Genomic DNA, 25,369 nt, shown 5'->3' with positions numbered 1-25,369 from the left:
TACATGACACAACCACGTAAGCTGCAATCCATTTCTGATTTTGATCAATTTGCGTCCGAACACAACGCGTTCGTGATTTGTAAACACAGCACGACATGTCCGATCAGTGCCGCAGGATTCTCGGAGTATACGAAATTTGCAGATGAAACGTCTGTTCCAACAGCGTATCTTTTCGTCCAAGAAGCTCGGACCTTATCGAATCACATCGCCGAACATTACAGCGTTCGGCACGAGTCACCACAAGTCTTGTTCATTCAAGACGGTAAATCGGTCTGGACAGCCTCGCATTACGACATCACGAAAGATGCACTCGAAACGAACGTCCAGTAATGCTTGCTGTGAAACAAGCCTCCGGCTGTTTCAAACTGAAGACAAAGCGCAATTTTTCTTTAACGAGAAAGATTGCGCTTTTTTGTTTACCACGAATCGTTATCCTAGGAAGCGATGTCGAGTGTACAACATGCTTCTTTCCTTGTTTACTTCACTAGAAAAACGCTTTCAATCTTACATAAAAAATAAAATTATCTTTCTTAGCTATTATTATTTGTAATTCGAACTAAATCGGATTAAGATAAACTACAGATAGAACGACCGTATAGAAATATGTACCGTTAGTTTAGTTAGGAGGATATTCATGCAACAAAGTGCAACTCACACAGCTCGAGCTCCTTATGGCATTCTCGCCGTTTTGATGATCGGGGCATTCATTGCTTTCTTAAATAATACGTTGCTCAACATCGCCCTGCCTTCCATCATGAAGGACCTAGCGATCGAACCATCAACTGCTCAATGGCTGTCGACTGGTTTCATGCTCGTCAACGGTGTCTTGATTCCGACATCTGCGTTCTTGATTCAAAAATATTCGGTTCGTCGCCTCTTCTTACTCGCGATGACTCTCTTCTCGGCTGGAACGATTCTTGCCGGCTTCGCAGAAGTCTTCCCTGTCTTGCTTGCAGGACGGATGATTCAAGCATCTGGTTCTGCGATCATGATGCCGTTACTGATGAACGTCATGCTCGTCAGTTTCCCGATTGAAAAACGCGGAACCGCAATGGGCTTCTTTGGATTAATCATGATGGGGGCGCCAGCAATCGGACCGACGTTGTCTGGTTGGATCATCGAGCACTATGATTGGCGGATGTTGTTCCACTTCATCACACCAATCGCCTTGATCGTGCTCGTTGCTGGTTTCTTCTTACTTCGTGACGTCAAGGAGCGGTCTGCCACTCGGATTGATCTCGCTTCCGTGGCACTTTCGTCACTTGGTTTCGGTGGCTTATTGTACGGTTTCAGTTCTGCCGGCTCTAAAGGTTGGGATAGCTTCCACGTCTATGGAGCGCTGATCGTCGGAGTCATCGCACTCGTGACATTCATTTACCGTCAGCTCCATATGGAACGTCCGATGCTCAACTTCAAGATTTATCGTTACCCGATGTTCGCCTTGTCTTCTGCCATCTCGATGGTCGTCACGATGGCGATGTTCTCGGGCATGTTATTGCTTCCGATCTATGTCCAGACGATTCGCGGTATCTCACCACTTGATGCGGGTCTCATGCTATTACCAGGTGCCATCTTGATGGCCGTCATGTCACCGATCAACGGGAAACTGTTTGATAAGATCGGTGGACGTCCTCTTGCGTTGACTGGTTTGTTCATCACAGTCGTTACCAGTTACTACTTCAGTCAGCTCGAGATGGATACGACGTATACGCATCTGATCGTCCTGTATTCGTTACGGATGTTCGGGATGTCAATGGTCATGATGCCAGTCTCGACGAACGGTTTAAACCAGTTACCAACGCGCTACTATCCACACGGAACAGCGATGAACAATACGTTGCAACAAGTATCCGGTGCGATCGGAACAGCCTTGCTCGTAACGATCATGTCGACGCATGCGAAGACACGTGGGACAGAACTCGCGGCTGAAGCGGCGAAGAACATGACGAGTCAACCGACAGCTGAAGCGGCTGCTGCTCTGAAACAGCAGATTACGATGCAAGCGACGCTTGACGGAATCAACTATGCGTTCTTCATCTCGACGTTCATCGCTGGTCTAGCATTCGTCCTTGCCTTCTTCATTAAACGGGCGACACAAGCCGAAGATATCATCAGCGATCAACGCTCATTGAACGAAACGATCGTCAAACCACAAGTTTCCAATCAGTAAGTGCAAAAGCAGTCGCCTCTCGCGACTGCTTTTTTTATTTCTTAAGCTATATACTGGTACCCCCCATACCTATATGTTAGAGTAAAGATAACAACAAGATCACCAAAGGAGGCACGACTATGACACACGATCACCCCGTCGTTCCACGAACGAATGAAGAACAAGATGCGTTGATGAAGCGATTGAAGCGCATCGAAGGACAAGTCCGCGGGATTGCTAATATGGTCGCTGAAGATCGGTATTGTATCGACATTTTGACGCAAACGGCATCAATCCAAGCAGCTTTGCGGCAAGTCGAACTACAAATCATCGAACGCCACGTTAAGATGTGCATGCATGAAGTCGCCACCCGTCAAGATAGTACGGACGCTTACGTCGATGAATTGATGTCGGTCATCGCTCGATTGAAAAAGTAAGGAGGGTTTTCTGATGTCAAAAACGATTGAGTTTGATATTGAAGGCATGACGTGTGCCGCCTGCTCCGCCCGGATTGAAAAAGTCCTCAACCGGATGGACGGGGTTGAAGCAACGGTCAACTTGCCGCTTGAAACCGCTCGTGTTTCGATTTCTGATTCTTATGACGATCAAGCGATCATCGAAAAAATCCGAAAAATCGGCTACGGGGCAACGGTCAAACAAGCACCACACGCAACAAAATCGAATCGCCGGATGCTGTATCGCTTTATGATCGCGGCCATTCTATCGTTACCGTTGCTCGCGAGCATGCTGACGCATATTCCAAACAGTCCGTTCCACCTTCCATTCTTAATGAATCCGTGGCTACAGTTTGCTTTAGCGACACCGGTGCAATTCATCATCGGAGCGCCCTTCTATAGTGGGGCTTATAAAAGTTTACGGAGTGGGAGTGCCAACATGGATGTCCTCGTTGCACTCGGAACATCGGCAGCCTACTTTTATTCCGTTGCTGAAATGCTACTCGTCTCTGATATGCCGCATCTCTACTTTGAGACGAGTGCGATTCTGATTACACTCGTCTTACTCGGCAAGGTCCTCGAAGACCGTGCGAAACAACAGACGACGGGAGCAATTAAAAGCCTGCTCTCCCTACAAGCAAAGGAAGCCGTCCTCTTAGAGGACGGACAGGAACGAACTGTCTCCATCGATGCGATTCAAACCGGGATGATCTTACTCGTAAAACCTGGGAACAAAATTCCGACAGATGGTGTCATTCGTTCAGGCGACGCGTATCTCGATGAATCGATGTTAACCGGTGAATCTGCGCCTGTTCATAAAACGGTTGGGGCATCCGTCATTGGTGGTACGCTGAATACGAACGGATCTTTACAAGTCGAAGCGACAAAGATCGGACAAGCGACGGTTCTTTCACAAATCATTCGTGTCGTCGAACAAGCGCAGACTGAAAAGGCACCGATTCAACGACAAGCCGATCGGATTTCTGGTGTGTTCGTGCCGATCGTCGTTGCCATCGCGCTTCTGACGTTAGCCGCTTGGTGGATGATCAGTGGATCCTTTGCGGAAGCGATTCGTCCTGCCATCGCGGTGCTCGTCATCGCTTGTCCATGTGCACTCGGACTTGCGACACCGACTTCGATCATGGTCGGAACTGGAAAAGGGGCTGAACGAGGGATTCTCTTTAAAGGGGGCGCTCAACTCGAGAATCTTCAACATGTCGATGCTGTCGTCTTTGATAAGACCGGAACACTGACAGTCGGTCGCCCTGTCGTCGTCGAAACGTTCGGTACGGAGACAGCGCTCGATTTCGCTGCTGCGCTTGAACGGCAATCGGAACACCCTCTTGCTCGCGCCATCACAGCAGAACGGGATGTCGTCTTTGATATCGAACGGTTCCACGTCGAATCAGGACGTGGGATCACGGGACAAATCGTGGGACATGATCTCATCGTCGGATCGGCGCGAATGATGCAGGAACGAAACATCGTTCTTCCTGATTGGACATCACCTGGAGCGACTCTCGTATACGTCGCTGTCGATGGAGAAGTTGCAGCCGGATACGCCATCCGTGACGCGCTAAAAGATTCAGCGAAAGAAACGATCAAGCGGTTGCGCGAGACAAAAGAAGTATATCTCTTGACCGGTGATCGTCGTGAAGTCGCTGATCATTTAGCAACAGAACTGGGACTGGATCCAGCGTTCGTCTTTGCTGACGTTTTGCCGATTGAAAAGGCAGATGTCATTCAGTCACTTCAACAAACGAAACGTGTCGCGATGGTCGGAGACGGTATCAATGATGCCCCTGCTCTCGTAACAGCAGATGTCGGCATCGCGCTCGGTAGCGGAACGGACGTTGCCCTTGAAGCAGCCGACGTGACGCTACTTGGACACGACTTAAAACAAGTTTTACTTGCGATCGAGCTGAGTGAGCAGACGATGAAAAACATTCGTCAAAATCTCGTCTTTGCACTCGGTTATAACACGATTGGTATTCCGGTCGCCTTTCTCGGTCTGCTTGCCCCATGGCTTGCGGGTGCCGCGATGGCATTCAGCTCTGTCTCTGTCGTGACGAATGCGTTACGATTAAAACGTACCCCACTATCTGAAGGAGGAACATCATCATGAAAGAAACAACATTATCTGTTATCGGTATGACATGCAATCACTGTAAAGCAAGTGTCGAATCAGCTTTATCTGAAGTCGAAGGTGTACAACATGCTACTGTCTCACTCGAACAAAACCAGGTTACAGTCCAGCACGAGGATGTTCCTCGTGAACGTCTCGTCGATGCGATCGAAGAAATCGGCTACGATGTACCGACTGCTTAAATTTTCATGCCAAACTGCTTCTAACACGCAGTTTGGCTTTTTTATTTTTTGAAAAGCGGGAATGTACGGAGTAAGGAGGGGTTCGTATGGTACCGAAAATCGAATTCGTAGAACACTTCGACGACAACAAAGGAAAACGATTTAAAATCGAACTTTGGAATCTCGGAACCTTCACATTCAGTGCCGAGTCAGCTCGTGGACCTGTCACCCGTTTCACCTCCATTGACATTCAATTCGTTCAAGCTTGCGTTCAACGAATGCGCTCGATCGTGGACGCCAAAAAAGCATTTCAGGAAGACCAACCAGTCTAATCCTGTTCTTTTTCCATTCTCCTCATGGCGCTTGCCATGAGTTTTTTTGTTTCCGGTCAATGTTTTTCAATATTTTTGTCTTTTTTTTCGAAAACCAGTATCGCTTCGGCAAGATGAACCGATAAGAAACAGACATCATTTTATTCACATCTTGAGTATTGGAGGCAACTACGTGCGTAATCCTTTTAAAAGTAAGACTACTTCGGCTTATCAAGCTACCATCGGCTTTCCTGATTCCCGTCTCATTACGAAGACGGCAGATCCTGATCTCACATCCCGTCTCGTATACATGGGGTATACAGAAGAACAGCTACAGACACTTAAATCGATGGCACCTGTCGTTCAAGGCATCTTAGATGAGGTTCTTGAACAGGTCCTCGATCATCTTCTATTAAATCCTGAGATGGCAACCATCGCAAAACAATCGTCGACACGCGAACGACTGAAGAAAGTCTTTGCTGACTACTTCACGAGTCTACTGACAGGAAATATGAACGAGTCATTCCTCGCGATGCGTACGCGAATGGGACAGACACATAAACACAACTTCGTTCCCGTCACTTGGTTCATCGCTTCGTATGCTGCGTTTCAGACGTTGTTGATTCCAAAAATCGTCGAACACTATCAGCATGACCCAGCACAACTGACAACAGCTGTGCTTGCATTGACTCACGCAATGAACTTAGACGCTCAGATCGTGACGAGCCAGTACGTCGATTCTCGCTTGAATGAAGTGACGACGGCGAACGAGTCACGCCGTCAACTTTTGACGGACGTCGTTCGTGTCAGTCAAGAAGTCGCAAGCTCAGTTGAGCACACGGATCATGCCATCATCGAGACGAGCCGACGTGCTTCACAAGTATTAGCAGAAACAGCTCAGACGGAGCAGACAAGCCAGCAACTCGTTCAAATGACGATTGCTAACGAACGACAGATGCAACAGATGGAGCAACAATTCGCTCAATCGACACAACAAGTTGGTACTTCGCTTGAAAGCATCCATGAATTGAAGACGACATCGGATGAGATCGTCCAGATGACGCAAAGCATCGAAGCGATCGCCAATCAGACGAACTTACTCGCGTTGAATGCTTCGATTGAAGCAGCACGTGCCGGTGAACACGGTAAAGGATTTGCTGTCGTCGCGACGGAAGTTCGAAACCTTGCCGAGAATGCGAAATCGTTGAGTAGCAGTATCAACGGTCTGATTCAAAAGAACAATGGTAATATCACACAACTCGTTTCTCAGATGGAAGACATTACACGTGCCAACACCGCATCTCAGCAAGAATTGCAACAAGTTAAACAAGGAATTCAAACCGTTAAGAGTGAAATGGAGAATTCCCTCACCTTGTTTGGACGCAACAAAGAAAACCTCGGGCAAATCGTCGAGACGATCCAAGGTCTCAGTAAGACGACACAAGGCTTGACGACACTGACGACGGATCTTGTCGCTGCTTCCGAAACACATTAAAAAATAGGCAATTCTTATTCTCGGTTTTAACCGAAATAAGAATTGCCTATTTTACTTTACTCGTCTTGTTCTGCTGTGACGACAAGACGCTGATCGTATCCTTTTGATTCTGAAAACGTACCTATACATGAAATGAGCGTCAGTTTATTCATGACGGTTGCACCGAAGATTGATCCGACAGGTGCTTCATCGACAGGATAGGACATGACGTTCGTCACCACGTACGATACCTGTTGTCCTGTTTTTCCCGTCACTTCAATCCGTTGCCCTTTTTTCATCTTGGCTAAATCATAAAAAACAGCGGGACCTTCTTGATCATCCAAATGTCCGGCTAGCACGACATTTCCGGTTTGTCCGGCTTTTGCTCCGTATTTATACCAAGCGACCTGATCGGTCTGTTTCGGAACATCCATCCGTCCTTGTTTATCCTTCCCGACGACTTCGATGTTCGCTTTCACATCGAGCGTCGGAATTGTAATACGCGTTGGTATGAACGCCTCTTCGTCCACCTTTTCGGATGGCGTGGACGAAGAAGACGTCTTTGTTTCGGTTTGTTTTGGTTTTTCCGGCTTTGTAGCATCTGGAGGTGATCCCGATTGACATCCGGCTAATACGAGTAAGAGAAGAAGACTACTCTTAAGCGTTTTGTTTACGACGGACGACATACGCTGTTCCTACTAACAAGGCAGCTGCTGCTGCGACTGCCCATGGTGTAGCAGAAGCCGTATCAGATGAACCACCAAGTCCTGTTTCTGGCATTGATGCCATTTCACCACCGTCTGGGATCAAGAGGACTTCAAATGCTGGTTCGCCTTCAAGTAAGCCGATTGCGAGTGCTGTATAGTTTTTGCCACTGTCGAGTTTGACACCATCCAGTGCTTTGACGACATCCGTTGCGCCTGCAGGACGGACTTCAAGGTCATACGTACCTGCATCGAGTGTACCGTAGTCAGAGACTTTTGAGAATTCAAGGTTACTGAAGAGTGGGTCTCCACCTTTTGGTGCGACATCAACAGCTGGCGCATCTGGTGCAAAGTGTGCGACACGAACCATTGATTTTCCATCTTCGCCTTTACCATTGTCTTCCATGACCGCGAGTTTGATATCAGCTAATTTGCCGATTGCTGCGACCGAATAGAATTTACCAGCTTCTACGTTGAGTGTTTGAGAGAGCACAGGATCTTTCGTAGTTCCTGCAGCGAATACTTCTACTTTATGTTCGCCAGCTGGTAGTGTGAGATAATCTGTGACATCTTTGAATTTTGCTCCTGATACCGCTTTTTTGCCATCGACCGCGATATCGACTGCCGGAGCATCTGGTGAAGCATGAATGACACGAACCATTGCGTCATCTGCTGCGCCTACTGGTAGCACGAATAGTGCAAACAGCAACGTAGCGGTCACAAACGATAAGAGTTTCTTCATCTTTTTTCCACCTTTCTGATTGTCAAATGTACATCGCTCTCAAACCAATGTTCTTACACTTCAGAACATTTCCTTCGTGGTGACATCTTAAACTTAAGATACTGCCGTAAATGTGTAAAGATTTCAGTGTGCTATGAACTTGTTCTACAAACACATTGACTTTTTCTTTCTTTTCGAAATAAAATATCTTAAATAACAATAGAAAAGAAGGTTAAAACCTATGGATTCCTACGATTTAAAAATTATTACTTTTTTGAAAAGGGATGCCCGGATGAAATGGTCAACACTTGCACAACACATCGGCTTATCGGCACCGGCTGTTGCAGAGCGCGTCGCACGCTTACAAGAGCAAGGTATCATCCGTCAGTTGACGACGGTTCTAGACCCCTCCTCCTTTGACTATCGTCTTGCTGCATTCGTCGCTGTTTCACTCGAGCGACCGGAACATCGAGCGCCATTTCTAAAACGGATTCAAGAACTTGAGTATGTACTGGAATGCCATCACGTCGCCGGGGACGATGATTACCTACTTAAAATCCGTTGTCGGGATACAGAACAACTTGATGAAATCATCACCTACCACATCAAAGAATTAGCGGGTATCCTGCGGACGAAAACGACGATCATCATGCGAACGGAAAAGGAGTCGCTTCATTTTCCGTTACCCGAGGTCGACTGATGTTTACGACTGGTTTTGGAATCGGGTTTGCCTTAGCCGCCCCCGTCGGTCCGATTGGCCTCTTATGCATGCAACGAACTCTTCGACATGGACGAATTTCCGGAATTGTTTCCGGACTCGGAGCCGCAACGGCAGACTTTACTTATGGATTGCTTGCCTTATCTGGTTTTTCACTCGTCCAATCTTTACTCACCCAAGCATCCTGGATGCAACTGATCGGCAGTCTGTTTTTGTGTTACATCGGCTGGTCGATGTTTCAAGCTTCTTCGACCGCCTCAATTTCCGATACAGCCTCGTCACGGTTAAGTAGCTATCTATCCGTCTTACTCCTGACGTTCTTGAACCCCATGACGATCACGCTATTCCTGGCGTTGTTCGCACGATTTAAATTGACGATGACGAACGGACAGGATGCCTTTTTGTTTCTAATCGGTATTTTTCTCGGTTCTGCCACTTGGTGGGTCATCTTGGCGAACATCACACACCTGCTCAAGCACCAGCTTGCGACACCCACTTTACGTATCATCCAGTGGACGTCTGCCAGTCTAATCATCGGATTCGGTGCGTTCGGGATCATTCAATTCTTCCTCTAAACAAAACAAAAGAGACCGACATCACGTCCTGTCTCTTTTGCTTTTTCATTTAATGAATCCAATCATCATTTCGCGTAATACTTTCGCTGCCGCGATCGCTGTCATGTCGGATTGATCGTACGCTGGGCATACTTCTACCAAATCCGCGCCGATGACGTCGACGTCTGCTCGTGCAATCATATGAACGACTTCAAGTAGTTCCTTCGTTGTCACTCCACCGATTTCTTGTGTACCTGTCCCTGGTGCTGCTGACGGATCGAGAACATCGATATCGATCGTGACATAGACCTTTTTACCGGCAAGTGTCGGAAGAACTTGACGAAGCGGCTCGACGATCTCGTATTTGAAGAGGTTGTAGCCTGACGTTTTCGCCCATTCGAACTCTTCTTTCATACCTGAACGAATTCCGAATGAATAGCAGTTCTCTGGTCCGATCAAGTTTGCGATTTTCTTAAGTGGCGTCGAGTGCGACAATGGCTCTCCTTCATACTCATCGCGTAAGTCCGTATGCGCATCAAAGTGAAGCACGACGAAATCATCGTAGTGTTTATCGAACGCTTTGACGACTGGCCACGTGACTAAATGTTCGCCACCCATACCGAGCGGGAACTTGCCTGCTGTCAGTAACGAATCGACGTATTCTTCAATCATATCAAGTGATTTTTGAGCATTCCCGAATGGTAACGGGATATCTCCCGCGTCAAACAACTTCGCGTCGGCGATGTCACCATCTAAGTACGGGCTATATTCTTCTAAACCAAGAGATACTTCACGGATACGTGCCGGACCAAATCGTGAACCCGGACGGAAACTGACCGTCCAGTCCATCGGCATGCCGTATAAAATTCCTTTTGCATCTTCGTGAGTCGGTTGACTCGCGATAAAGACTTTTCCTGAATATGCTTCATCAAAACGCATGATCCATTCCCCCTGTTCATTTGCCGTTTGCTGATACAAACGTCTGTTTACCTGACAACAGAGCGATTTCGAAGATCGAAACCGCTCTGTTCATGTGTGCTATAGTGACTGAGCTCAGCCGTTCGTCAAATCTTTAACGAATTTCGGAAGTGCGAAAGCTGCCGTGTGAAGCTCAGGCGTGTAATACTTCGTGTCGATCTCGTGGAAACGCTCTGGTGCAACAGCAAGCGGATCGTGTTTCTTTGATCCGATCGTGAACGTCCAAAGACCACTTGGGTACGTCGGAACGTTAGCGATGTAGAGCTTCGTGATTGGGAAGATTTCTTTAACATCACGTTGGACATCACGGATCAAGTCTGGTGTGAACCATGGGTTATCCGATTGTGCGACGAAAATACCGTCTTCTTTCAATGCTTTTGAAATACCAGAGTAGAAGCCTTTCGTGAACAAGTTGACCGCTGGACCAACTGGTTCAGTCGAGTCGACCATGATGACATCATACTCGTTTTCTGCTTCTGCGATATGCATGAATCCATCCCCAACGATGACTTCGACGCGTGCATCGTCCAATCCACCTGCAATGTTCGGGAGGTATTTTTTCGAATACTCGATGACTTTTCCGTCGATTTCAACTAAAACAGCTTTTTCGACGGACGGGTGTTTCAAGACTTCACGGATGACTCCGCCGTCTCCTCCACCAACGACCAGAACCGATTTTGGATTCGGGTGTGTGAACAACGGGACGTGCGCGACCATCTCGTGGTAAACGAACTCGTCCTTATCTGTCGTCATGACCATTCCGTCAAGTAACAACATCGTACCGAACTCGTCCGTTTCAACCATCTCTAGGCGTTGAAACTCCGTTTGTTCGCTCTCATAAACGTGGTTGACACGGAATGTGATACCGTAATCTTCCGTTTGGTGTTCCGTGAACCATAACTTTAATTTTTGTTCCATTTGCGATAGAACCCCTTTCTTTCATCAAGACAAAAGTTGTTCGTATGCGAGTGGCGTTTACGGCGCTTCTTAATCATACAAATGCGAGTATACCGAATTTCGAAAGAAACTTCTATATAATTCGAAAATTTTTGTCTTCTGTCTTTACTCGACGAACGTCACGATTTCATCAAGTGGACGACGTTGCTTATCACGTTTTGGTTCGTCTGCCCGGTAACCGAATGCGACCATGACCGGCACCGTGAAAACAGAACGATCGAGCAGTCCACGATCGACGAGTAATTGCTCGACGGCTTGCTGGTCGAATCCTTCGATTGGACATGAATCGATACCGATTTGTGCTGCCGTCGACATCATGTTTCCGAGTGCGATATAGGCTTGTTTTGCTGCCCAGTCTTCCATCGCTTTTGGGTTATCACCAATCGCGAAATCCTTCTCTAAAAACAGACCATAACGCTTCGTCCGTCCGGCCTTTGCTTCTTCGGATAGACCAAGGAAATCCATCATCTGCGTGACATGTGGACCATTTGCCTGCATTTGTTCTCCTGTCCGGGCGAGGAACAAGACGAAGTGACTCGCTGTCGGCAATTGTCCTTGTGCGCCCCAAGAGATTTCTTTTAATGCGTCTCGGATTTCTGGATTTTGAATGACGAGCATATTCCATGGCTCATATCCGAACGAGCTCGGTGACAGACGCGCCGTTTCTAAAATGAACCGAAAATCGTCTTCTGGGATCATTTGACCATTAAATGTCTTGGTCGCATGACGAGATTGAAATGCTTCGAGAATCGCTTGTTTTTGTTGTTGTTTTTCCATTGGAAATGCCTCCTTCAAAATGATGACTGCTTTTGTTATATCAAATCTGATTTCAGACCGCCTCTGATTTGCTCACATCAAGCTTTACGTTAGTTTTAAGACGAAACGGGAAATAATAGTATTAACGTTTTCCTTTTTTTATTTCCACATTATTTTAAAAACGCTTGATTGCAATCTTTTTTGCTTATCCTTCCATGAAAAACATTGATCTCTTTATTCTCATTTCCCGGTCGATTTGCTTTTCCACACAAATGTTTGTTACGGTAGTACCCTGCGTGATTAGGTTTTGTTATCGGATCGACGGGGTAATGATAATGTCGTTGCCATCATTTGATACAGAACAACTATGTAAAATTCGAAAGAAGGTGTTGAACACGATGGAAAATAATCGAAAAAGTAAGATCACAAAAGTCTTTATGGTATCCGTCATTTTCTGTGTGCTCTTTACCATATGGGGAATCTTACCGGAATCCCTAATCGGTGCAGCTAGTCTCGGAAATGTCACAGCTAAAGCACAATCCTTTGTTTCTAACGGATTTGGCTGGCTATATCTTCTCGGCATGAGTGCTTTTTTAATCATTGCTATCTTTTTAATCTTTTCCCGCTTCGGTTCGATTCGACTCGGTAAGGATTCGGACCGTCCTGAATATGGTCTCATTTCTTGGTTTGCTATGCTCTTCAGTGCTGGTATGGGAATCGGGCTTGTCTTCTGGGGTGTCTCAGAGCCATTGACGCACTTTCATACACCGCCAGTCGCAACAGATGATCCAACGGAAGCAGCACGCCTCGCGATGCGCTATTCATTCTTCCACTGGGGATTACATCCTTGGGCATTATACGCGATCGTCGCGCTTGCTATCGCTTACTCGACATTCCGAAAAGGACGTCCAGCTACGATTGGTGACACTGTCGCTTCATTGATGAAGCCTCGGTATGCTTCTGCCGGTAAAGGTACCGTCGAAGTACTCGCCATCGTCGCAACAGCATTTGGTGTCGCGACGTCGCTCGGTCTCGGTGCACAACAAATCTCAGGTGGATTGAACTTCCTAACGAGTAGTATTCCTAACTCCTTCCTGACACAAATGATCATCATTGTCGTTGTGTCTGTCCTTTACATGATGAGTGCGGCATCCGGACTCGATAAAGGAATCGTTCGTCTCAGTAACGCCAACATCGTCCTCGCCGTTCTGTTGATGATCGGCGTCCTGTTCCTCGGACCGTTCAGTTTCATCATGGACCTCTTCGTGCAAACAACAGGTGCTTATTTGCAAAACTTACCGGTCATGAGTTTCCGGGCATCTGCCTTTAATCCAGACGAACGAGGCTGGATCAACGATTGGACGATCTTCTACTGGGCATGGTGGATTTCCTGGTCACCATTCGTCGGTACGTTCATCGCCCGTGTCTCGAAAGGACGGACGATTCGTGAGTTCGTCATCGGGATTATGCTCGTCCCAACGATCTTTGGTCTCCTTTGGTTCTCTGTCTTCGGTGGATCAGCGATTTGGAACGAATTGTTCCAAAATGTCGATCTGATCTCGACGGTCAACGATAAAGGAGTCGAAACCGGTATGTTTGCTCTATTTGAAACATTCGGTGGCTTAGGCACGTTCCTTAGCATCGTCGCTGTCTTCTTGATTACGACGTTCTTCATTACTTCGGCTGACTCCGCGACATATGTTCTCGGTATGCTATCGTCTGGTGGTAGTCTCATGCCAAGCTTACGCATCAAGCTTGCTTGGGGTATCATCCAGTCTTCAATCGCCGCCGTCTTACTTTATGCCGGAGGATTGAGTGCCCTACAGGCAGCAGCTGTTCTAGCCGCCTTCCCGTTCATCTTCGTCGTCGGAATGATGGTCATCGCCCTGTTCAAAGATTTATCGGAAGAACCCGATGCGCAAAAAGAAGTCACAGACTTAAAACAAGATGCCTAAATCGTTTTGAATTCCTCCTTCCGTCGCATACGGAAGGAGGTCTTTTTTGTTATCCTGAATTATGCAAAGTAGAAAGAAATGAGGTGGCTCATGCGAAAACGTACACGCTGGTTAGTATCCCTCAGCGTCCTCGCATTAGGAAGCTGGTTTTTATATCGTGAAAATAACATCATTGATGTCTCACAGGTGACGGTTACGTCAAATCGCTTACCGGAAGCATTTGATGGTTATCGTGTCGTCCAAGTAGCAGATTTACATGGCAAGGCGTTCGGGAATGAACAAGAACGACTACTGAAGAAAATTGATCGCGAAAAGCCGGATCTCGTCGTCATGACTGGCGATTTGATTGACTCGAGGCGAAACGGTGAAGAAGCTGCCCTTACACTCATGAAAGCGCTCGTTGATCGATACCCGGTCTACTTCGTCACCGGGAATCATGAGGTTCGGCTCAATCTAACGATTTTGCCAAAGCTTGAGCAACTGGGTGTCACCGTTCTCCGAAATCAATCACGTGTCATCGAATACCAAGGTCAATCAATTTCGCTGATCGGTATCGATGACCCGACGACGACACGGTGGCGCGAAGGGCTATCAGAACCGGATGGCATTCGTCAAAGTCTCGATCAAGCATTGCAAGACGTATCACCTGATGCGTTTCGACTTTTGCTTGCGCATCGTCCGGAATATAAATCCTTGTATGCCGAGCGTTCCGTTGATCTCGTCTTATCCGGTCACGCCCACGGCGGACAGATCCGCCTGCCGTTTACGGAAGGTCTGTATGCGCCTGGTCAAGGATTCTTTCCAACCGTGACGGCAGGTCGCTATCAGGAACAGCAGACCGAACTGATCGTCAGTCGTGGTCTCGGAAACAGCCTGTTTCCGTTTCGTCTGTTCAATCATCCAGAACTCGTCGTCTTGACGCTGAAACGACCATGAAAAAAGAACGTGTGCCGCGGCACACGTTCTTTTGTTTAGACCAACGCTTCATGTAAAGCAGCGTCAGCATTTTCCCACATCTCAGGTTTGTGTGTCTGCAAGAAATCACGTAACAATTCTTTTGAACGCTCATCCATATGATCGACGACAATCCGTCCTTTAAGAGATTTATCCATCTTATTGACGTGATCAGCAAGAATCTTGAATCCGCGACGCGCTTCCGCATCGACTAGCAGATCGCACGCAGCCACACCACCGTAATAGAATCCTTCTGGCTTACGACCGACCGTCACCCAGACGATCCAGTACAGTTTGCCATTCGGCGTATCGGCTTTATCCGTCGTGAACTTGACGCGTTTCTCGATTGCTGCTTTCGCGTGCATCGCACCCATGTCGATGTAAGCTTCACCGTCTTCAGGAGAAATGATGACGGGTGACATACTATTTAAGCTAAGTGTCCCGACACCAAATCCTCCGTGACCGTCTGTAGAGTTATCTGAAATGATATTAAAGTTAATCTTTTTTTCCATCGTGTTTTGTCCCCTTTTAATCCTGTTGCTTCTATCATACCGTATTCCGAGGTGTCTGCAACCAGTCACTCATAACGAAGTAACTGTAATTGTTCCTCTGATGCTCGGCGAATCGTCGGGAGACGATAACACGTCATGGACGCAATTTCCTCATGTGCCGGAGGATTGACCTCTTCAAGATGAAGCAAAGCGCGGTCAAACAGGGTTTGCGCCGCACGACCGAACAAGAAGAGACGTTCCAGCGAGGAACACCGCGACCGAATCGCACGTAACTGATGTGCGAGTTCTCGTACCTTCGCCTCGACCTCTTCTTCCATGTCAGCTGTCGGTTTTCGATTTTGAAACAACGGTTTGAAACGTACATCGTCTTCAAGCAACGTCAACATCCCGTATCGCTTTGCTTCTTTTTGATTCAGCAGTTGAGCGAGTTCTTTATCCGTTACGAGTCGTCCGAATGGAATGTTCTGTTCAAAGACGATATCTGCGACTTCGAGTCCTTTAGCACCAGACAACGGATAATTCGTATCTTCCGGTAACGCCCGATCAAAAATCAGTAACGTATGAATCTTCTTCCGTATGATTGCGTCCATATGTCTCTCCTTTTCTGTCGTATGTGTATGACTACCTTCGCTTCCGACAAGAATAGCTCCTACCTTATACCCTTCTTTTTCGAAAACGATGTTCGAATTGACGAATCCCCTATCGAATGCGCTATACTGATGGCGTATCGTCATCATGCTAGAGGGGGAAATGAAGTCATGCCATATGTTACGGTTAAAATGTTATCGGGTCGTACAGTCGAACAAAAACGCGCTTTGATTGAAAAAGTCACGGAAGCGGTGTCGGAAACGACGAATGCTCCTAAAGAAAACATCACGGTCTTCATCGAAGAGATGGAAAAAACAGATTACGGTCAAGCTGGCGTCATGTTCGCGGATAAATAAACAACAAGAGACGTCCGGTCGTTACCGTGCGTCTCTTTTTCCCATCTACTTGATCTCTAAGGAGGAATTCTTATGACTACTGTTACTGTACTTGGTGCGACCGGTCGAACGGGTCGACCTTTGATTGATCGATTATTAGAAGATGGCTACGACGTTCGTGCACTCGTACGTTCCACGTCACCGGGCTTACCCGTCCATGATCGCCTTCATATCCTGACGGGAGATGCGACAAATCCAGATGATCTCGAACAAGCACTCGCAGGAAGTACCGCTGTCTTCAGTTGTCTCGGTACCGATCAACAGCAGGTACTCTCGACAGCGATTCCACATCTCGTCACGAAGATGAAGGACGTAGGTATCGAACGGATCGTCTTCATCGGTACAGCAGGCATTCTCGATGCATCAGAAGAACCAGGAAAGTATCGTTTCCAATCGAGTGAGTCCCGTCGACGCTCGACGATTGCAGCAAAGGATCACTTGAAAGCTTATTTGACCTTAAAGGATGCAGACGTCGACTTCACCGTCATCTGCCCAACACAACTGACGGAAGACAAAGCACTTGCTGCTGACGACCTGTTGATCGAGGCGACACGCTTCACTGCACCGACAGGACCGATTCCCCGGGAAAACGTCGCGCAGTTCGCCGTTGAAGTCTACCGTGACGGAACCCATCATCGCGTCCGTGTCGGGATTGCGTCGCACGGTACGACTAAATGACAGACAAAAAGAGCAATGGATCAATGATCCATTGCTCTTTTATAAGTGTATCTCTTAAAGCAAGACGCTGACGACGATTGCCGTCAAGACACTGACGAGTGTTGCGCCGTAGAGTAACTTCAGACCAAAACTAGCCGCAACGCTTCCTTGGCGGTCGTTCAATCCTTTAACCGCACCAGCGATGATTCCGATTGACGAGAAGTTCGCAAACGAGATCAAGAAGACAGAAACGATTCCGAGTGTGCGTTCCGAGAATTCTTTTGAGTATTCTGGAAGGCTCAACATCGCAACGAATTCGTTCGTGATCAATTTCGTTGCCATGACACTACCGGCACTGACAGCTTCTGCCCATGGAATACCCATGATGAAAGCGAACGGTGCAAAGATGTATCCGAGGATTTCTTGGAACGAGATGTTTAGAACCATCAAGAAGATATCGTTGACCATACCGATCAAGGCGTTATAACCAATCAACATTGCACCGACGATGATTGCGACTTTGAATCCATCCATGATGTATTCGCCGAGCATTTCGAAGAACGTTTGTTTTTCTTCGACGATTTCAAGAATATCTTCTTCCGGATCAACCGTGTATGGGTTGATGATCGAGACGATCATGAAACCACCGAACAAGTTCAATACGATTGCTGTAACGACATATTTCGGTTCTACCATCGTCATGTATGCACCGACGATCGACATCGAAACCGTCGACATCGCTGACGCACACAATGTGTAGAGACGATTTGCTGGTAATTGACCGATTTGTTTTTTAACTGTGATGAATACTTCTGATTGTCCGATCGCAGCTGAAGCAACCGCGTTGTAAGACTCAAGACGTCCCATACCGTTGACTTTTGATAGGACGAAACCGATACCGCGCATTAAGAGTGGTAAAATCTTCGTGAATTGTAGAATCCCGATCAAAGCAGAGATGAAGACGATCGGGAGCAAAACATTGATGAAGAATGGTTGTGCGCCTTCGTTCGCTAAACCACCGAAGACGAAATCAATTCCGATTGCCGCATAACTAAGCAGTTTTTCAAAGACTTTCGCGACGCCACGAATGACGATATATCCGAACGATGTATTGAGTAAAATGAACCCAAGTACGAGCTGAAGAACTAGCATGACCGCAAGCGGTTTCAATTTGATGCCTTTACGGTTACTGCTGACAAGGAGTGCCAAGCCGAAAACGATAGCCAGTCCGAGTAGTGCGATAAGATATTTCATGAAGTACCCCTCTATCTATTAGTTGTTTATCAGTTGTACATTCGTACGATGTCTGACGTTTAATCTCTTTCCAAGTAATAGAATAATCAATATTTCGAAGAACTACAAGAGGAAAAGTTCATTTAGTAACCGCTTTCGTTATTTTCATAGACTTTCAAGACAAACTTTTCCAAGCGTTCCCGAACATTGTCCTGACTAAGGTTTTGCCTTCCATATGCTTTCCACCCCGGATAGACGTCGATCGTTTCAGGTCCAAAATCAAAAACAGCCCGAATATCCCACGCGTGATCGTAAGAACGTTTCGTCTGTTTAAGGTAACTTTTTAAAAAATGATCCGCCATCTCAATGGATTCAAGCAAGGCAAGATTCAAACGACAATGCGCAAGGTCGACTTCAATGGGACCTACACACGCATTAATCCAATCAATCGTATGGCACGTTCCATTCATTTCGTATAACACATTGACCGGATGAAAATCCCGATGAATGAATCGGATCGTTTGACTTTCGTCCGGTTCGATCGCCAGTAGCTGACGCCATCTCTCCGGATGCTGCGTCCACGTCGGAACGTGACGCTCCGTCGCATACGGCTGATAGACATAACGAGATTCTGGTACCGGTAGCGCATGGATTGCCGCAAGCATCTGTGCCAATCGTTCGACATATTGCTCGTCTACCTGATCAAGCCGGATCTCTCCCGGTGAACGCGTCATATATAACCATGGTGGTACTTCGTCCTTAACGCCTGTTTGATAGTCCAGTACATCTGGTGATAAGTCACCTGCTGCTTGTAACGCAAACACCTCGTGTAAGACAAGATCCGGCTCCTCATGTAGCCAGTCTTGATTCGTATGGACACGAAGAATTCCCTCACCGACCCGAAAAACAAGGGAGGATGTCGCGCCTTTTAAGACTTCGACCTCTCCTCCCTCCTGTCCAAGCTGTTGCAAGATTTTCGTAAGGACAGCGGACGATATCATGATGTCACACTACCAATCAATAACTGGTCGATCTGCATCTTCTCATTCGCATGTTCGCGCAAGTCGTGCAAAATTTCTTGCGGGAAGAACAGCTTCTCATCCGTCTGGCGTGACGTCGCGATGGCTTGAACGAGTGGTGAAACTTGCGAAATCTCTTTCATCTGTCCATCCTTCATCTGTAACATGATCGGTTGCTTACTAATTTCACCGTTATCTCCATATAAATCGTAAGGAAGACGACTGAGTTTATCTTCAAGCAGATAATACGTCGGATTCAAGCCGATTGCTTCAAACAACTCACACAACTTATCGTGGACGAGTTCACGTTTTTCAGCCGGATAATCGACATACTTGAACAACTTTCGGTCAACAAATCGCCTCGAGAGATCAGCAAGGATTGGATCCTGCTCGTTCGCCCACTGCTGAAAGTAAAAGTAGACGATCGTCTCATCGAGCCCAAGGAAATCACGCAACTCCATCTTCTGATCAAATAGCGGCATCAAATGAATCGGTGCAATCGCAAACGGATATGCGGACAGGTACAACTCCTGCGCCCGCTCAAGAATAGCCTTTAATAGGTAATCACTCGACCGTGTTACCGGATGCAGGTAGACTTGCCAATACATCTGATACCTTCGCATGATGTAGTCTTCGATCGAATGCATCCCTGATTGTTTGACAACCATCTGATTATGGGCAGGACGCAATACCCGAAGCATCCGCTCGAGATCGAATTTTCCGTAGCTGACACCGGCAAAGTGCGCATCGCGTAATAAGTAATCCATCCGGTCGACGTCAAGTTGTGAGCTGATCATCGTGACGAGCAGTTGATTCGGATGCGTCTTGTTGATGATAGACGCTACTTCTTCCGCAAATCCGTCTCCGACTTGGTCGAGGACTTTCTTGATTTCCGTATCCCCGAGGATGATCCGCTCTGTCCACGTCTCGTGGTTAACACCGAAGACGTTCTCGAATGCGTGCGAAAACGGACCGTGTCCGACATCGTGTAAGAGTGCCGCAGCCAGCGTCAACTCCCGGTACTGATCGTCCCAATCGGCACGACCGTTGAATACATCGATCAGTTGGCGCGTGATTTCATAGACACCGAGCGAATGATGGAACCGTGTGTGCTCTGCTCCATGAAACGTCAAAAATGATGTTCCCAGTTGCTTGATCCGGCGTAGTCGCTGAAATTCACGTGTACCGATCAGTTGCCAAATTAACTGATCACTGACATAGATATAGCGATGAACAGGATCTTTGAAGACCTTCGTTTCCTTTAATTGTCCTAATGATTGATACATATGTTTCTCTCCTTTAAATCGAGTCTATGTCGTTGTTGTTCGGTTTTGTTTCCAAGGATTCCTGTCTCGCGCGGCGCTTCGCACAGAAACTTTACACACCCTGTGCTATAATGATGTCGCAAATCTACAATAAAGGAACGAGCCTATGGGAATCGAACTCTTAAAACAAGAACATTATCGTATTTTTGATCAAACGTCACTCGGAACTGCTTTCCATGCGACACAATCGTTTGCGATGGACGACACATTATGTGCCTCCGTTGCAACAGAAGGAGCCGCACTCCGCTCTTGGATTCACCACGAAACCGTCGTCCTCGGCATCCAGGATGCCCGTCTTCCTCATCTTGCTGACGGTGTAGCCGTTCTGCATGAACATGGTTTCTCGCCCGTCGTTCGTAACTCAGGTGGTCTTGCCGTCGTCCTCGACGCCGGTGTCTTGAATATTTCACTCGTCTTACCGGAACGCGGTGGGATTGATATCGACAGCGGTTATGAAGCGATGCTTGCGCTCGTTCGCCGCATGTTCGCACAAGAAACGGACGCGATCGTCGCTGGTGAAGTCGTCGGATCGTATTGTCCCGGTTCTTATGACTTATCGATTGCCGGTAAAAAATTCGCTGGTATCTCCCAGCGTCGTGTTCGTGGAGGAGTTGCCGTTCAAATCTATCTTTGTGTCAATGGAAGCGGAAGTCAACGCGCCGCTTTAGTCCGTGACTTTTACGCGGCAGCGCTTCAAGGTGAGACGACGAAATTCGTCTATCCGACTGTCGTTCCGGAAACGATGGCGTCACTTGAGGAACTGCTCGGTACTTCCTTGACGGTCGAGGAGTGCTTACGTCGTGCATATGAAGCGTTACTTGCGCTCGGCGCTGATTTGACGCCCGCAACTTTGACGGAACTCGAGAATCAGCGTTTCGGCGTCAACTTGAGTCGGATGCTTGATCGAAACGAAAAAGCCCTAGGTTAAGAAAGGAGAGAACGTGATGATCCGATTGATCACAGATAGTGGTGCTGATGCACCAAAAGACATGTTAGATGCTTATGATTTTACGGTCATGCCATTCGGCGTATTGATCGACGAAGACACGTTCTTCGACGGAGAATCGATATCTCCAAAACAACTGTATGATAAGATGCGTGACGGTGCAGCACCAAAGACATTCCAAGCAGAAGTCAGCCGGATGGTCGAGGTGTTCACGCGTCACTTCGAACAAGGGGATCCCTTCCTCTACCTCGCCTTCTCGAGCGAATTATCGGGAACATTTCAAACCGCGAAGATGCTAGCAGAGGAACTCGCTGAAAAATATCCGAACGTTCCTTATCTCGTACTCGATACGAAAACCGCTTCGACAGGACAAGGATTGTTCGTTCTCGACGTCGCAGAATACGCACAAACGCATTCGTTTGAAGAAACAGTGGCTTATGCTGAAGCCAAGGTAAATACGATTCGTCATCTGTTTACAGTCGAATCACTCGAATATTTGATGCGCGGTGGACGTGTTTCGCGAGCTAGCGCCTTCATTGGTGGTCTCTTATCGATCTTGCCACTATTGACAGTCGAAGACGGGAAGTTGATCCCAAAAGAGAAGATCCGTGGTCAGAAAAAAGTCATGAACCGGATCGTCGAGTGGATGGAAGAAGCACGCCCTGCGATTGACGGACATCGAATCATGATTGGTCATGGGGATTCGATCGAACGCGCAGAACAATTAAAACAATTGATTGAAGCACAGTTTTCACCAAGCGAAGTCATCTTGACGATCGCCGGCGCAGCGATCGGTTCACATACAGGACCGGGACTCGTCGTCATTGGGTATGACCTTCCACGTTAACGGCATTTATTCTTACTTCATTAAACGAGGCTGACTCAAAAAAAGAATGACTCGTCTGTTCACGCCCTTTCCTCAGGCGAGACACAAGCCAGTTTTCCTGCTTCATTCAAGCAGGAAAGCGGGTCTTGTTTGTCTCTGACAGCGCATAAATGCGCTTTTTCCTGTAGGAGTTGCGTGTGACGAGTCATTCTTTTTATTACGAGATAGGGGTGGCAGATCATCATTCTGCCACCCCTATCTTTGTAGAGACTGACTTTTGAGTCAGCTCCGTTTTTTATGAATTGTATCCGAAGAACAGCAGTGCCATGCTTAATCCAAGCGAGGAGACGATGAACACGATCGCCATCCCACCCATTCCGAAGACTAACAGTTTCGGTAAATCACGTCGCTTCTTCAGAAGGGCAGTCAATAACCCGACGTTGATCAAGAAGACGACGAGGAACGGAAGCAACAGCATCCAGCGCTCTTGCAGTAGAGCTAAACTATCCATGATGAGATATCCTTTCAGAAACTACTTCTACGAGTGCCTAGTTATTATATCAGTCTTCTGTTTTCGACGCTGCCACCGCATCATGGGAATTCAAGTTGACCGTCAACGGTTTTGCTGTTCCTTTACCGGAGAAGTTCTCGATCAACTCTTTGACATCTAATCCTGACGACGCCTTTAATGTTTCTTGCAGCGACGCCATCAAATCCGTTGCGTAACCGGTGACACGGTTCGCACCGCCACCTTCACCACTACCTGTATCAACGACTGTGATTTTATCGATGTTGCCGAGTGGTGCTGCAATCTCTTTCGCATACTCTGGCATCATCCGAATGACCATATCGAGAATCGCCGCTTGCCCGAATTGTTCGAACGCCTGCGCGATTTTTTCTTTTGCTTCTGCTTCCGCAAGACCTTTCAGACGAATGATCTCCGCTTCCGTTTCCCCTTGTGCCCGCTCCGCATCCGCTTTTGCAAGACCATCCAGACGAATTCGTTCTGCATCTGCTTTTGCCGATGCCTCGATCCGGTATTTCGTTGCATCTGCTTCCGCATATTGCTTCGCACGGTCCGCTTGGGCAGCTTGCTCAATCGAGTAACGATCGGCATCGGCGCGTTTTTTGACTTCCGCATCATATTGTTTCTCACGACGGAGGATTTCGCGTTCTTCGAGCTCGATTTGTTTTTGACGCTCGATGATTTTGATTTGCATCTGTTGCTCGGTGACTTCTTGTTGCGCGCGTGCATTCTCAAGATCATACGCTTGGTCGGCTTTCGCCTTCGCGATATCTTGTTCACGGCGGTAATCTGCCATCTTCAATTGATTTTCTTTTTCCGCTTCAGCGATTTCTGTCGCACGTTCGAGTTCTGCTTTTTTCGCATCTTTTGAAGCTTCCGCCCGTTTGATGCGTGTCTCTTTTTCCGCGTCCGCTGTTGCGATGTCCGCATCCCGGCGCACCTGTGCAATCCGCGGTTTCCCGAGTGACTCTAAGTATCCGTTCTTATCACGGACGTCTTTGATCGTAAACGAAACGATGACGAGTCCCATCTTCGCCAGGTCTTGAGACGCGACCCGCTGGACTTCTTGTGAGAACTTATCACGGTTCTTATAAATTTCTTCGACGGTCATCGACCCGAGAATCGAACGCAAGTGTCCTTCAAGAACTTCACGCGCTTCCCCTTCCCGCTCTTCCTTTGATTTCCCGAGGAACTGCTCCGCTGCCGTTGCAATCTCAGAAATCGAGCTACCGATCTTGATGATCGCTGTACCGTCTGCCATGACCGGTACACCTTGCTCCGTATAGACTTCGGGTGTCGTGACTTCGAGTTTACTCGATAACAAGCTCAGTGGTGTCGCTTGTTGGAAGACAGGTAACACGAATGTTCCGCCGCCGCGAATAATCTTCACTCGGTTGCCGGACTCATCGGTATTGACGTTGCGTCCTCCGAGATAACTACCCGATACGATCAACGCTTCTTCCGGACCAACTGTTCGGTACTTCGTAATGAATAAGACGATTAAGGCAACAATCAACGCGACCGCGACGATTGATACGATTAACACTGGATTCATGTAAACATCTCCTTTTTCCATTGTTGGGGGTACGTCACGACAGACGCGACGCCTTGTTTGATCTCGATGATGAGCACCTTCGTTCCTTGTGGTAAGGCAGGTCCTTCAAATAGAACGGCTGATTTCGATACGCGCCCTGAGACGTCATCAAGTAAGATTTCACCATATCCTTCAGTCGGAATCGGCACGATGACGGTTGCGCTGCGTCCTTCTAGCATCTGTTCCGAAAATCCAAGCGACTGTTCGGCTTGTGCCATCGGAACGAATAAAAAGATATGCATCAGCGTCGTCACTAATAACGCAATCACACTGCTGATGATTAAAATCAACATCGAACGCAGCGGACTGAGCTGTTCGAGTCCGAATCCGATCGCTGACGTGATGATGACAAAAGATAAGATCAACGTGGGATGAAAGATTTGGTCGACGCCTGGAATGACGTCTGAGAATAGGATGGACACAAACACACCACAAGCAGCGGCCGCTAACGCATATAAATAAAGTGTACTAACGTCCATCTTCGTTCACCTCGATGTAAGGATGTGAGCCATACAGTTTGTGGTAAGCCCTTTGATAAGCAGTCCGGTTTTCCTCAAACAATAAACGAGCCAATTCTTTGTCTCGTTGATCGATTGCCTCTTCTTGACGGCGTAAGTATTTTTTCTGTGCGGCAAAATGACGTGCTAATCTTGCCTCAATCGACGGTTCTCGTTCACGCTGCAACTCCTGTTTCATCGCTCCACTCCTTTCTGAAGTACTGGCTTTCTTTCTCTTCTACGCTTATTTTTTAGAAA

General features: G+C 47.4%; 29 protein-coding genes. 15 read left to right on the top strand and 14 right to left on the bottom strand.

The features are described from left to right. Positions 1–3: 3 nt before the first annotated feature. From ytxJ to U719_RS01300, 7 genes are all read left to right on the top strand, one after another. Positions 4–330 carry a bacillithiol system redox-active protein YtxJ gene (ytxJ, locus tag U719_RS01330; protein WP_023466812.1) on the top strand — a complete coding sequence of 109 codons (327 nt, stop codon included), beginning with the start codon at positions 4–6 and terminating at the stop codon, positions 328–330. A 304-nt stretch (positions 331–634) separates the two neighbouring features. Further along, positions 635–2,170 carry a DHA2 family efflux MFS transporter permease subunit gene (locus tag U719_RS01325; RefSeq protein WP_023466811.1) on the top strand — a complete coding sequence of 512 codons (1,536 nt, stop codon included), beginning with the start codon at positions 635–637 and terminating at the stop codon, positions 2,168–2,170. A 119-nt stretch (positions 2,171–2,289) separates the two neighbouring features. Further along, the gene (locus U719_RS01320) at positions 2,290–2,586 is read left to right on the top strand and encodes a metal-sensitive transcriptional regulator (protein ID WP_023466810.1); all 297 of its coding nucleotides are present in this window, start codon (positions 2,290–2,292) and stop codon (positions 2,584–2,586) included. Between the two features lie 13 nt (positions 2,587–2,599). Then, a complete protein-coding gene (locus U719_RS01315; protein WP_023466809.1) occupies positions 2,600–4,729 on the top strand; it encodes a cation-translocating P-type ATPase in 2,130 nt (709 codons plus the stop codon). Continuing rightward, a complete protein-coding gene (locus U719_RS01310) occupies positions 4,726–4,932 on the top strand; it encodes a heavy-metal-associated domain-containing protein (RefSeq protein ID WP_023466808.1) in 207 nt (68 codons plus the stop codon). The genes U719_RS01315 and U719_RS01310 overlap by 4 nt, the downstream gene beginning before the upstream one ends. An 86-nt stretch (positions 4,933–5,018) precedes the next feature. Then, complete coding sequence (locus tag U719_RS01305) at positions 5,019–5,243, top strand: hypothetical protein (RefSeq protein WP_023466807.1); 225 nt, start codon at positions 5,019–5,021, stop codon at positions 5,241–5,243. Positions 5,244–5,415: 172 nt separating this feature from the next. Beyond that, complete coding sequence (locus U719_RS01300; RefSeq protein ID WP_023466806.1) at positions 5,416–6,717, top strand: globin-coupled sensor protein; 1,302 nt, start codon at positions 5,416–5,418, stop codon at positions 6,715–6,717. A 56-nt stretch (positions 6,718–6,773) separates the two neighbouring features. Here the strand turns inward: U719_RS01300 and U719_RS01295 are convergent, their stop codons facing one another. Together U719_RS01295 and U719_RS01290 are read right to left on the bottom strand one after the other, a co-directional pair. Beyond that, positions 6,774–7,382 carry a class F sortase gene (locus U719_RS01295; protein WP_023466805.1) on the bottom strand — a complete coding sequence of 203 codons (609 nt, stop codon included), beginning with the start codon at positions 7,380–7,382 and terminating at the stop codon, positions 6,774–6,776. Then, positions 7,354–8,142 carry a DUF4397 domain-containing protein gene (locus U719_RS01290; RefSeq protein ID WP_023466804.1) on the bottom strand — a complete coding sequence of 263 codons (789 nt, stop codon included), beginning with the start codon at positions 8,140–8,142 and terminating at the stop codon, positions 7,354–7,356. Before U719_RS01290 ends, U719_RS01295 begins: the two co-directional genes overlap by 29 nt. Before the next feature lie 220 nt (positions 8,143–8,362). Between U719_RS01290 and U719_RS01285 the strand changes: the two genes are divergently transcribed. Together U719_RS01285 and U719_RS01280 are read left to right on the top strand one after the other, a co-directional pair. Next, on the top strand, positions 8,363–8,821 hold the full coding sequence (locus tag U719_RS01285) for an Lrp/AsnC family transcriptional regulator (RefSeq protein WP_023466803.1): 459 nt from the start codon (positions 8,363–8,365) through the stop codon (positions 8,819–8,821). Then, positions 8,821–9,414, top strand: a complete 594-nt coding sequence (locus tag U719_RS01280; RefSeq protein WP_023466802.1) for a LysE family translocator — start codon at positions 8,821–8,823, stop codon at positions 9,412–9,414. The genes U719_RS01285 and U719_RS01280 overlap by 1 nt, the downstream gene beginning before the upstream one ends. A 45-nt stretch (positions 9,415–9,459) precedes the next feature. Here the strand turns inward: U719_RS01280 and speB are convergent, their stop codons facing one another. The 3 genes from speB to U719_RS01265 form a co-directional block, all read right to left on the bottom strand. Further along, positions 9,460–10,332 (bottom strand): agmatinase, encoded by an 873-nt coding sequence (gene speB, locus U719_RS01275; RefSeq protein ID WP_023466800.1) that lies wholly within the window; start codon positions 10,330–10,332, stop codon positions 9,460–9,462. Between the two features lie 114 nt (positions 10,333–10,446). Continuing rightward, positions 10,447–11,289, bottom strand: coding sequence for a polyamine aminopropyltransferase (gene speE / locus U719_RS01270; protein WP_023466799.1), 843 nt, complete (start codon positions 11,287–11,289; stop codon positions 10,447–10,449). Between the two features lie 144 nt (positions 11,290–11,433). Further along, positions 11,434–12,105, bottom strand: a complete 672-nt coding sequence (locus U719_RS01265) for an NAD(P)H-dependent oxidoreductase (protein ID WP_023466797.1) — start codon at positions 12,103–12,105, stop codon at positions 11,434–11,436. Between the two features lie 377 nt (positions 12,106–12,482). On the opposite strand from U719_RS01265, the gene U719_RS01260 reads away from it, so the two are divergent. Further along, positions 12,483–14,039 carry a BCCT family transporter gene (locus U719_RS01260; protein WP_035399263.1) on the top strand — a complete coding sequence of 519 codons (1,557 nt, stop codon included), beginning with the start codon at positions 12,483–12,485 and terminating at the stop codon, positions 14,037–14,039. 90 nt (positions 14,040–14,129) lie between these two features. After that, positions 14,130–14,975: a metallophosphoesterase gene (locus U719_RS01255; protein ID WP_023466795.1), complete on the top strand. Its 846-nt coding sequence runs from the start codon at positions 14,130–14,132 to the stop codon at positions 14,973–14,975. Between the two features lie 35 nt (positions 14,976–15,010). Here U719_RS01255 and U719_RS01250 read toward each other — a convergent pair whose 3' ends face one another. Continuing rightward, a complete protein-coding gene (locus tag U719_RS01250) occupies positions 15,011–15,505 on the bottom strand; it encodes a YwhD family protein (RefSeq protein WP_023466794.1) in 495 nt (164 codons plus the stop codon). Between the two features lie 65 nt (positions 15,506–15,570). Continuing rightward, entirely contained in the window at positions 15,571–16,095 is a 525-nt protein-coding gene (locus tag U719_RS01245) for a hypothetical protein (RefSeq protein WP_023466793.1), read from the bottom strand. A 168-nt stretch (positions 16,096–16,263) separates the two neighbouring features. Between U719_RS01245 and U719_RS01240 the strand changes: the two genes are divergently transcribed. Together U719_RS01240 and U719_RS01235 are read left to right on the top strand one after the other, a co-directional pair. After that, positions 16,264–16,449 carry a 2-hydroxymuconate tautomerase gene (locus tag U719_RS01240; RefSeq protein ID WP_023466792.1) on the top strand — a complete coding sequence of 62 codons (186 nt, stop codon included), beginning with the start codon at positions 16,264–16,266 and terminating at the stop codon, positions 16,447–16,449. 72 nt (positions 16,450–16,521) lie between these two features. Then, positions 16,522–17,166: an NAD(P)-dependent oxidoreductase gene (locus tag U719_RS01235; RefSeq protein WP_023466790.1), complete on the top strand. Its 645-nt coding sequence runs from the start codon at positions 16,522–16,524 to the stop codon at positions 17,164–17,166. 54 nt (positions 17,167–17,220) lie between these two features. Here U719_RS01235 and U719_RS01230 read toward each other — a convergent pair whose 3' ends face one another. The 3 genes from U719_RS01230 to U719_RS01220 form a co-directional block, all read right to left on the bottom strand. Next, positions 17,221–18,399, bottom strand: coding sequence for a NupC/NupG family nucleoside CNT transporter (locus U719_RS01230; protein ID WP_023466789.1), 1,179 nt, complete (start codon positions 18,397–18,399; stop codon positions 17,221–17,223). A gap of 122 nt (positions 18,400–18,521) precedes the next feature. Further along, complete coding sequence (locus U719_RS01225; protein WP_023466788.1) at positions 18,522–19,379, bottom strand: phosphotransferase family protein; 858 nt, start codon at positions 19,377–19,379, stop codon at positions 18,522–18,524. Further along, complete coding sequence (locus U719_RS01220; RefSeq protein WP_023466787.1) at positions 19,376–20,683, bottom strand: HD domain-containing protein; 1,308 nt, start codon at positions 20,681–20,683, stop codon at positions 19,376–19,378. The genes U719_RS01225 and U719_RS01220 overlap by 4 nt, the downstream gene beginning before the upstream one ends. A gap of 145 nt (positions 20,684–20,828) precedes the next feature. Here U719_RS01220 and U719_RS01215 point away from each other — a divergent pair, with 145 nt between their 5' ends. Both U719_RS01215 and U719_RS01210 read left to right on the top strand, forming a co-directional pair. After that, positions 20,829–21,650: a biotin/lipoate A/B protein ligase family protein gene (locus U719_RS01215; protein WP_023466786.1), complete on the top strand. Its 822-nt coding sequence runs from the start codon at positions 20,829–20,831 to the stop codon at positions 21,648–21,650. 16 nt (positions 21,651–21,666) lie between these two features. Continuing rightward, on the top strand, positions 21,667–22,515 hold the full coding sequence (locus tag U719_RS01210) for a DegV family protein (protein ID WP_023466785.1): 849 nt from the start codon (positions 21,667–21,669) through the stop codon (positions 22,513–22,515). Between the two features lie 274 nt (positions 22,516–22,789). Here the strand turns inward: U719_RS01210 and U719_RS01205 are convergent, their stop codons facing one another. From U719_RS01205 to U719_RS01190, 4 genes are read right to left on the bottom strand one after another with little or no spacing between them, the layout of a single operon-like run. Further along, the gene (locus U719_RS01205; protein WP_023466784.1) at positions 22,790–23,005 is read right to left on the bottom strand and encodes a hypothetical protein; all 216 of its coding nucleotides are present in this window, start codon (positions 23,003–23,005) and stop codon (positions 22,790–22,792) included. A gap of 49 nt (positions 23,006–23,054) precedes the next feature. Then, positions 23,055–24,575, bottom strand: a complete 1,521-nt coding sequence (locus U719_RS01200) for a flotillin family protein (RefSeq protein ID WP_023466783.1) — start codon at positions 24,573–24,575, stop codon at positions 23,055–23,057. After that, positions 24,572–25,093 (bottom strand): NfeD family protein, encoded by a 522-nt coding sequence (locus U719_RS01195; protein WP_023466781.1) that lies wholly within the window; start codon positions 25,091–25,093, stop codon positions 24,572–24,574. Before U719_RS01195 ends, U719_RS01200 begins: the two co-directional genes overlap by 4 nt. Continuing rightward, entirely contained in the window at positions 25,083–25,310 is a 228-nt protein-coding gene (locus tag U719_RS01190) for a hypothetical protein (RefSeq protein WP_023466779.1), read from the bottom strand. The genes U719_RS01195 and U719_RS01190 overlap by 11 nt, the downstream gene beginning before the upstream one ends. Positions 25,311–25,369: the final 59 nt, after the last annotated feature.

Source organism: Exiguobacterium sp. MH3 (genome assembly GCF_000496635.1).
Lineage (GTDB): Bacteria > Bacillota > Bacilli > Exiguobacteriales > Exiguobacteriaceae > Exiguobacterium_A > Exiguobacterium_A indicum.
The sequence above is the reverse complement of the archived record's forward strand: the minus strand, read 5'-3'. Positions and strand labels throughout refer to the sequence as shown.

Bases quoted from the DNA above. Each gene is read 5' to 3' on its own strand.
- ytxJ (WP_023466812.1), top strand. From the start codon at position 4: ATGACACAACCACGTAAGCTGCAATCCATTTCTGATTTTGATCAATTT.
- U719_RS01325 (WP_023466811.1), top strand. From the start codon at position 635: ATGCAACAAAGTGCAACTCACACAGCTCGAGCTCCTTATGGCATTCTC.
- U719_RS01320 (WP_023466810.1), top strand. From the start codon at position 2,290: ATGACACACGATCACCCCGTCGTTCCACGAACGAATGAAGAACAAGAT.
- U719_RS01315 (WP_023466809.1), top strand. From the start codon at position 2,600: ATGTCAAAAACGATTGAGTTTGATATTGAAGGCATGACGTGTGCCGCC.
- U719_RS01310 (WP_023466808.1), top strand. From the start codon at position 4,726: ATGAAAGAAACAACATTATCTGTTATCGGTATGACATGCAATCACTGT.
- U719_RS01305 (WP_023466807.1), top strand. From the start codon at position 5,019: ATGGTACCGAAAATCGAATTCGTAGAACACTTCGACGACAACAAAGGA.
- U719_RS01295 (WP_023466805.1), bottom strand. From the start codon at position 7,382: ATGTCGTCCGTCGTAAACAAAACGCTTAAGAGTAGTCTTCTTCTCTTA.
- U719_RS01290 (WP_023466804.1), bottom strand. From the start codon at position 8,142: ATGAAGAAACTCTTATCGTTTGTGACCGCTACGTTGCTGTTTGCACTA.
- U719_RS01285 (WP_023466803.1), top strand. From the start codon at position 8,363: ATGGATTCCTACGATTTAAAAATTATTACTTTTTTGAAAAGGGATGCC.
- U719_RS01280 (WP_023466802.1), top strand. From the start codon at position 8,821: ATGTTTACGACTGGTTTTGGAATCGGGTTTGCCTTAGCCGCCCCCGTC.
- speB (WP_023466800.1), bottom strand. From the start codon at position 10,332: ATGCGTTTTGATGAAGCATATTCAGGAAAAGTCTTTATCGCGAGTCAA.
- speE (WP_023466799.1), bottom strand. From the start codon at position 11,289: ATGGAACAAAAATTAAAGTTATGGTTCACGGAACACCAAACGGAAGAT.
- U719_RS01265 (WP_023466797.1), bottom strand. From the start codon at position 12,105: ATGGAAAAACAACAACAAAAACAAGCGATTCTCGAAGCATTTCAATCT.
- U719_RS01260 (WP_035399263.1), top strand. From the start codon at position 12,483: ATGGAAAATAATCGAAAAAGTAAGATCACAAAAGTCTTTATGGTATCC.
- U719_RS01255 (WP_023466795.1), top strand. From the start codon at position 14,130: ATGCGAAAACGTACACGCTGGTTAGTATCCCTCAGCGTCCTCGCATTA.
- U719_RS01250 (WP_023466794.1), bottom strand. From the start codon at position 15,505: ATGGAAAAAAAGATTAACTTTAATATCATTTCAGATAACTCTACAGAC.
- U719_RS01245 (WP_023466793.1), bottom strand. From the start codon at position 16,095: ATGGACGCAATCATACGGAAGAAGATTCATACGTTACTGATTTTTGAT.
- U719_RS01240 (WP_023466792.1), top strand. From the start codon at position 16,264: ATGCCATATGTTACGGTTAAAATGTTATCGGGTCGTACAGTCGAACAA.
- U719_RS01235 (WP_023466790.1), top strand. From the start codon at position 16,522: ATGACTACTGTTACTGTACTTGGTGCGACCGGTCGAACGGGTCGACCT.
- U719_RS01230 (WP_023466789.1), bottom strand. From the start codon at position 18,399: ATGAAATATCTTATCGCACTACTCGGACTGGCTATCGTTTTCGGCTTG.
- U719_RS01225 (WP_023466788.1), bottom strand. From the start codon at position 19,379: ATGATATCGTCCGCTGTCCTTACGAAAATCTTGCAACAGCTTGGACAG.
- U719_RS01220 (WP_023466787.1), bottom strand. From the start codon at position 20,683: ATGTATCAATCATTAGGACAATTAAAGGAAACGAAGGTCTTCAAAGAT.
- U719_RS01215 (WP_023466786.1), top strand. From the start codon at position 20,829: ATGGGAATCGAACTCTTAAAACAAGAACATTATCGTATTTTTGATCAA.
- U719_RS01210 (WP_023466785.1), top strand. From the start codon at position 21,667: ATGATCCGATTGATCACAGATAGTGGTGCTGATGCACCAAAAGACATG.
- U719_RS01205 (WP_023466784.1), bottom strand. From the start codon at position 23,005: ATGGATAGTTTAGCTCTACTGCAAGAGCGCTGGATGCTGTTGCTTCCG.
- U719_RS01200 (WP_023466783.1), bottom strand. From the start codon at position 24,575: ATGAATCCAGTGTTAATCGTATCAATCGTCGCGGTCGCGTTGATTGTT.
- U719_RS01195 (WP_023466781.1), bottom strand. From the start codon at position 25,093: ATGGACGTTAGTACACTTTATTTATATGCGTTAGCGGCCGCTGCTTGT.
- U719_RS01190 (WP_023466779.1), bottom strand. From the start codon at position 25,310: ATGAAACAGGAGTTGCAGCGTGAACGAGAACCGTCGATTGAGGCAAGA.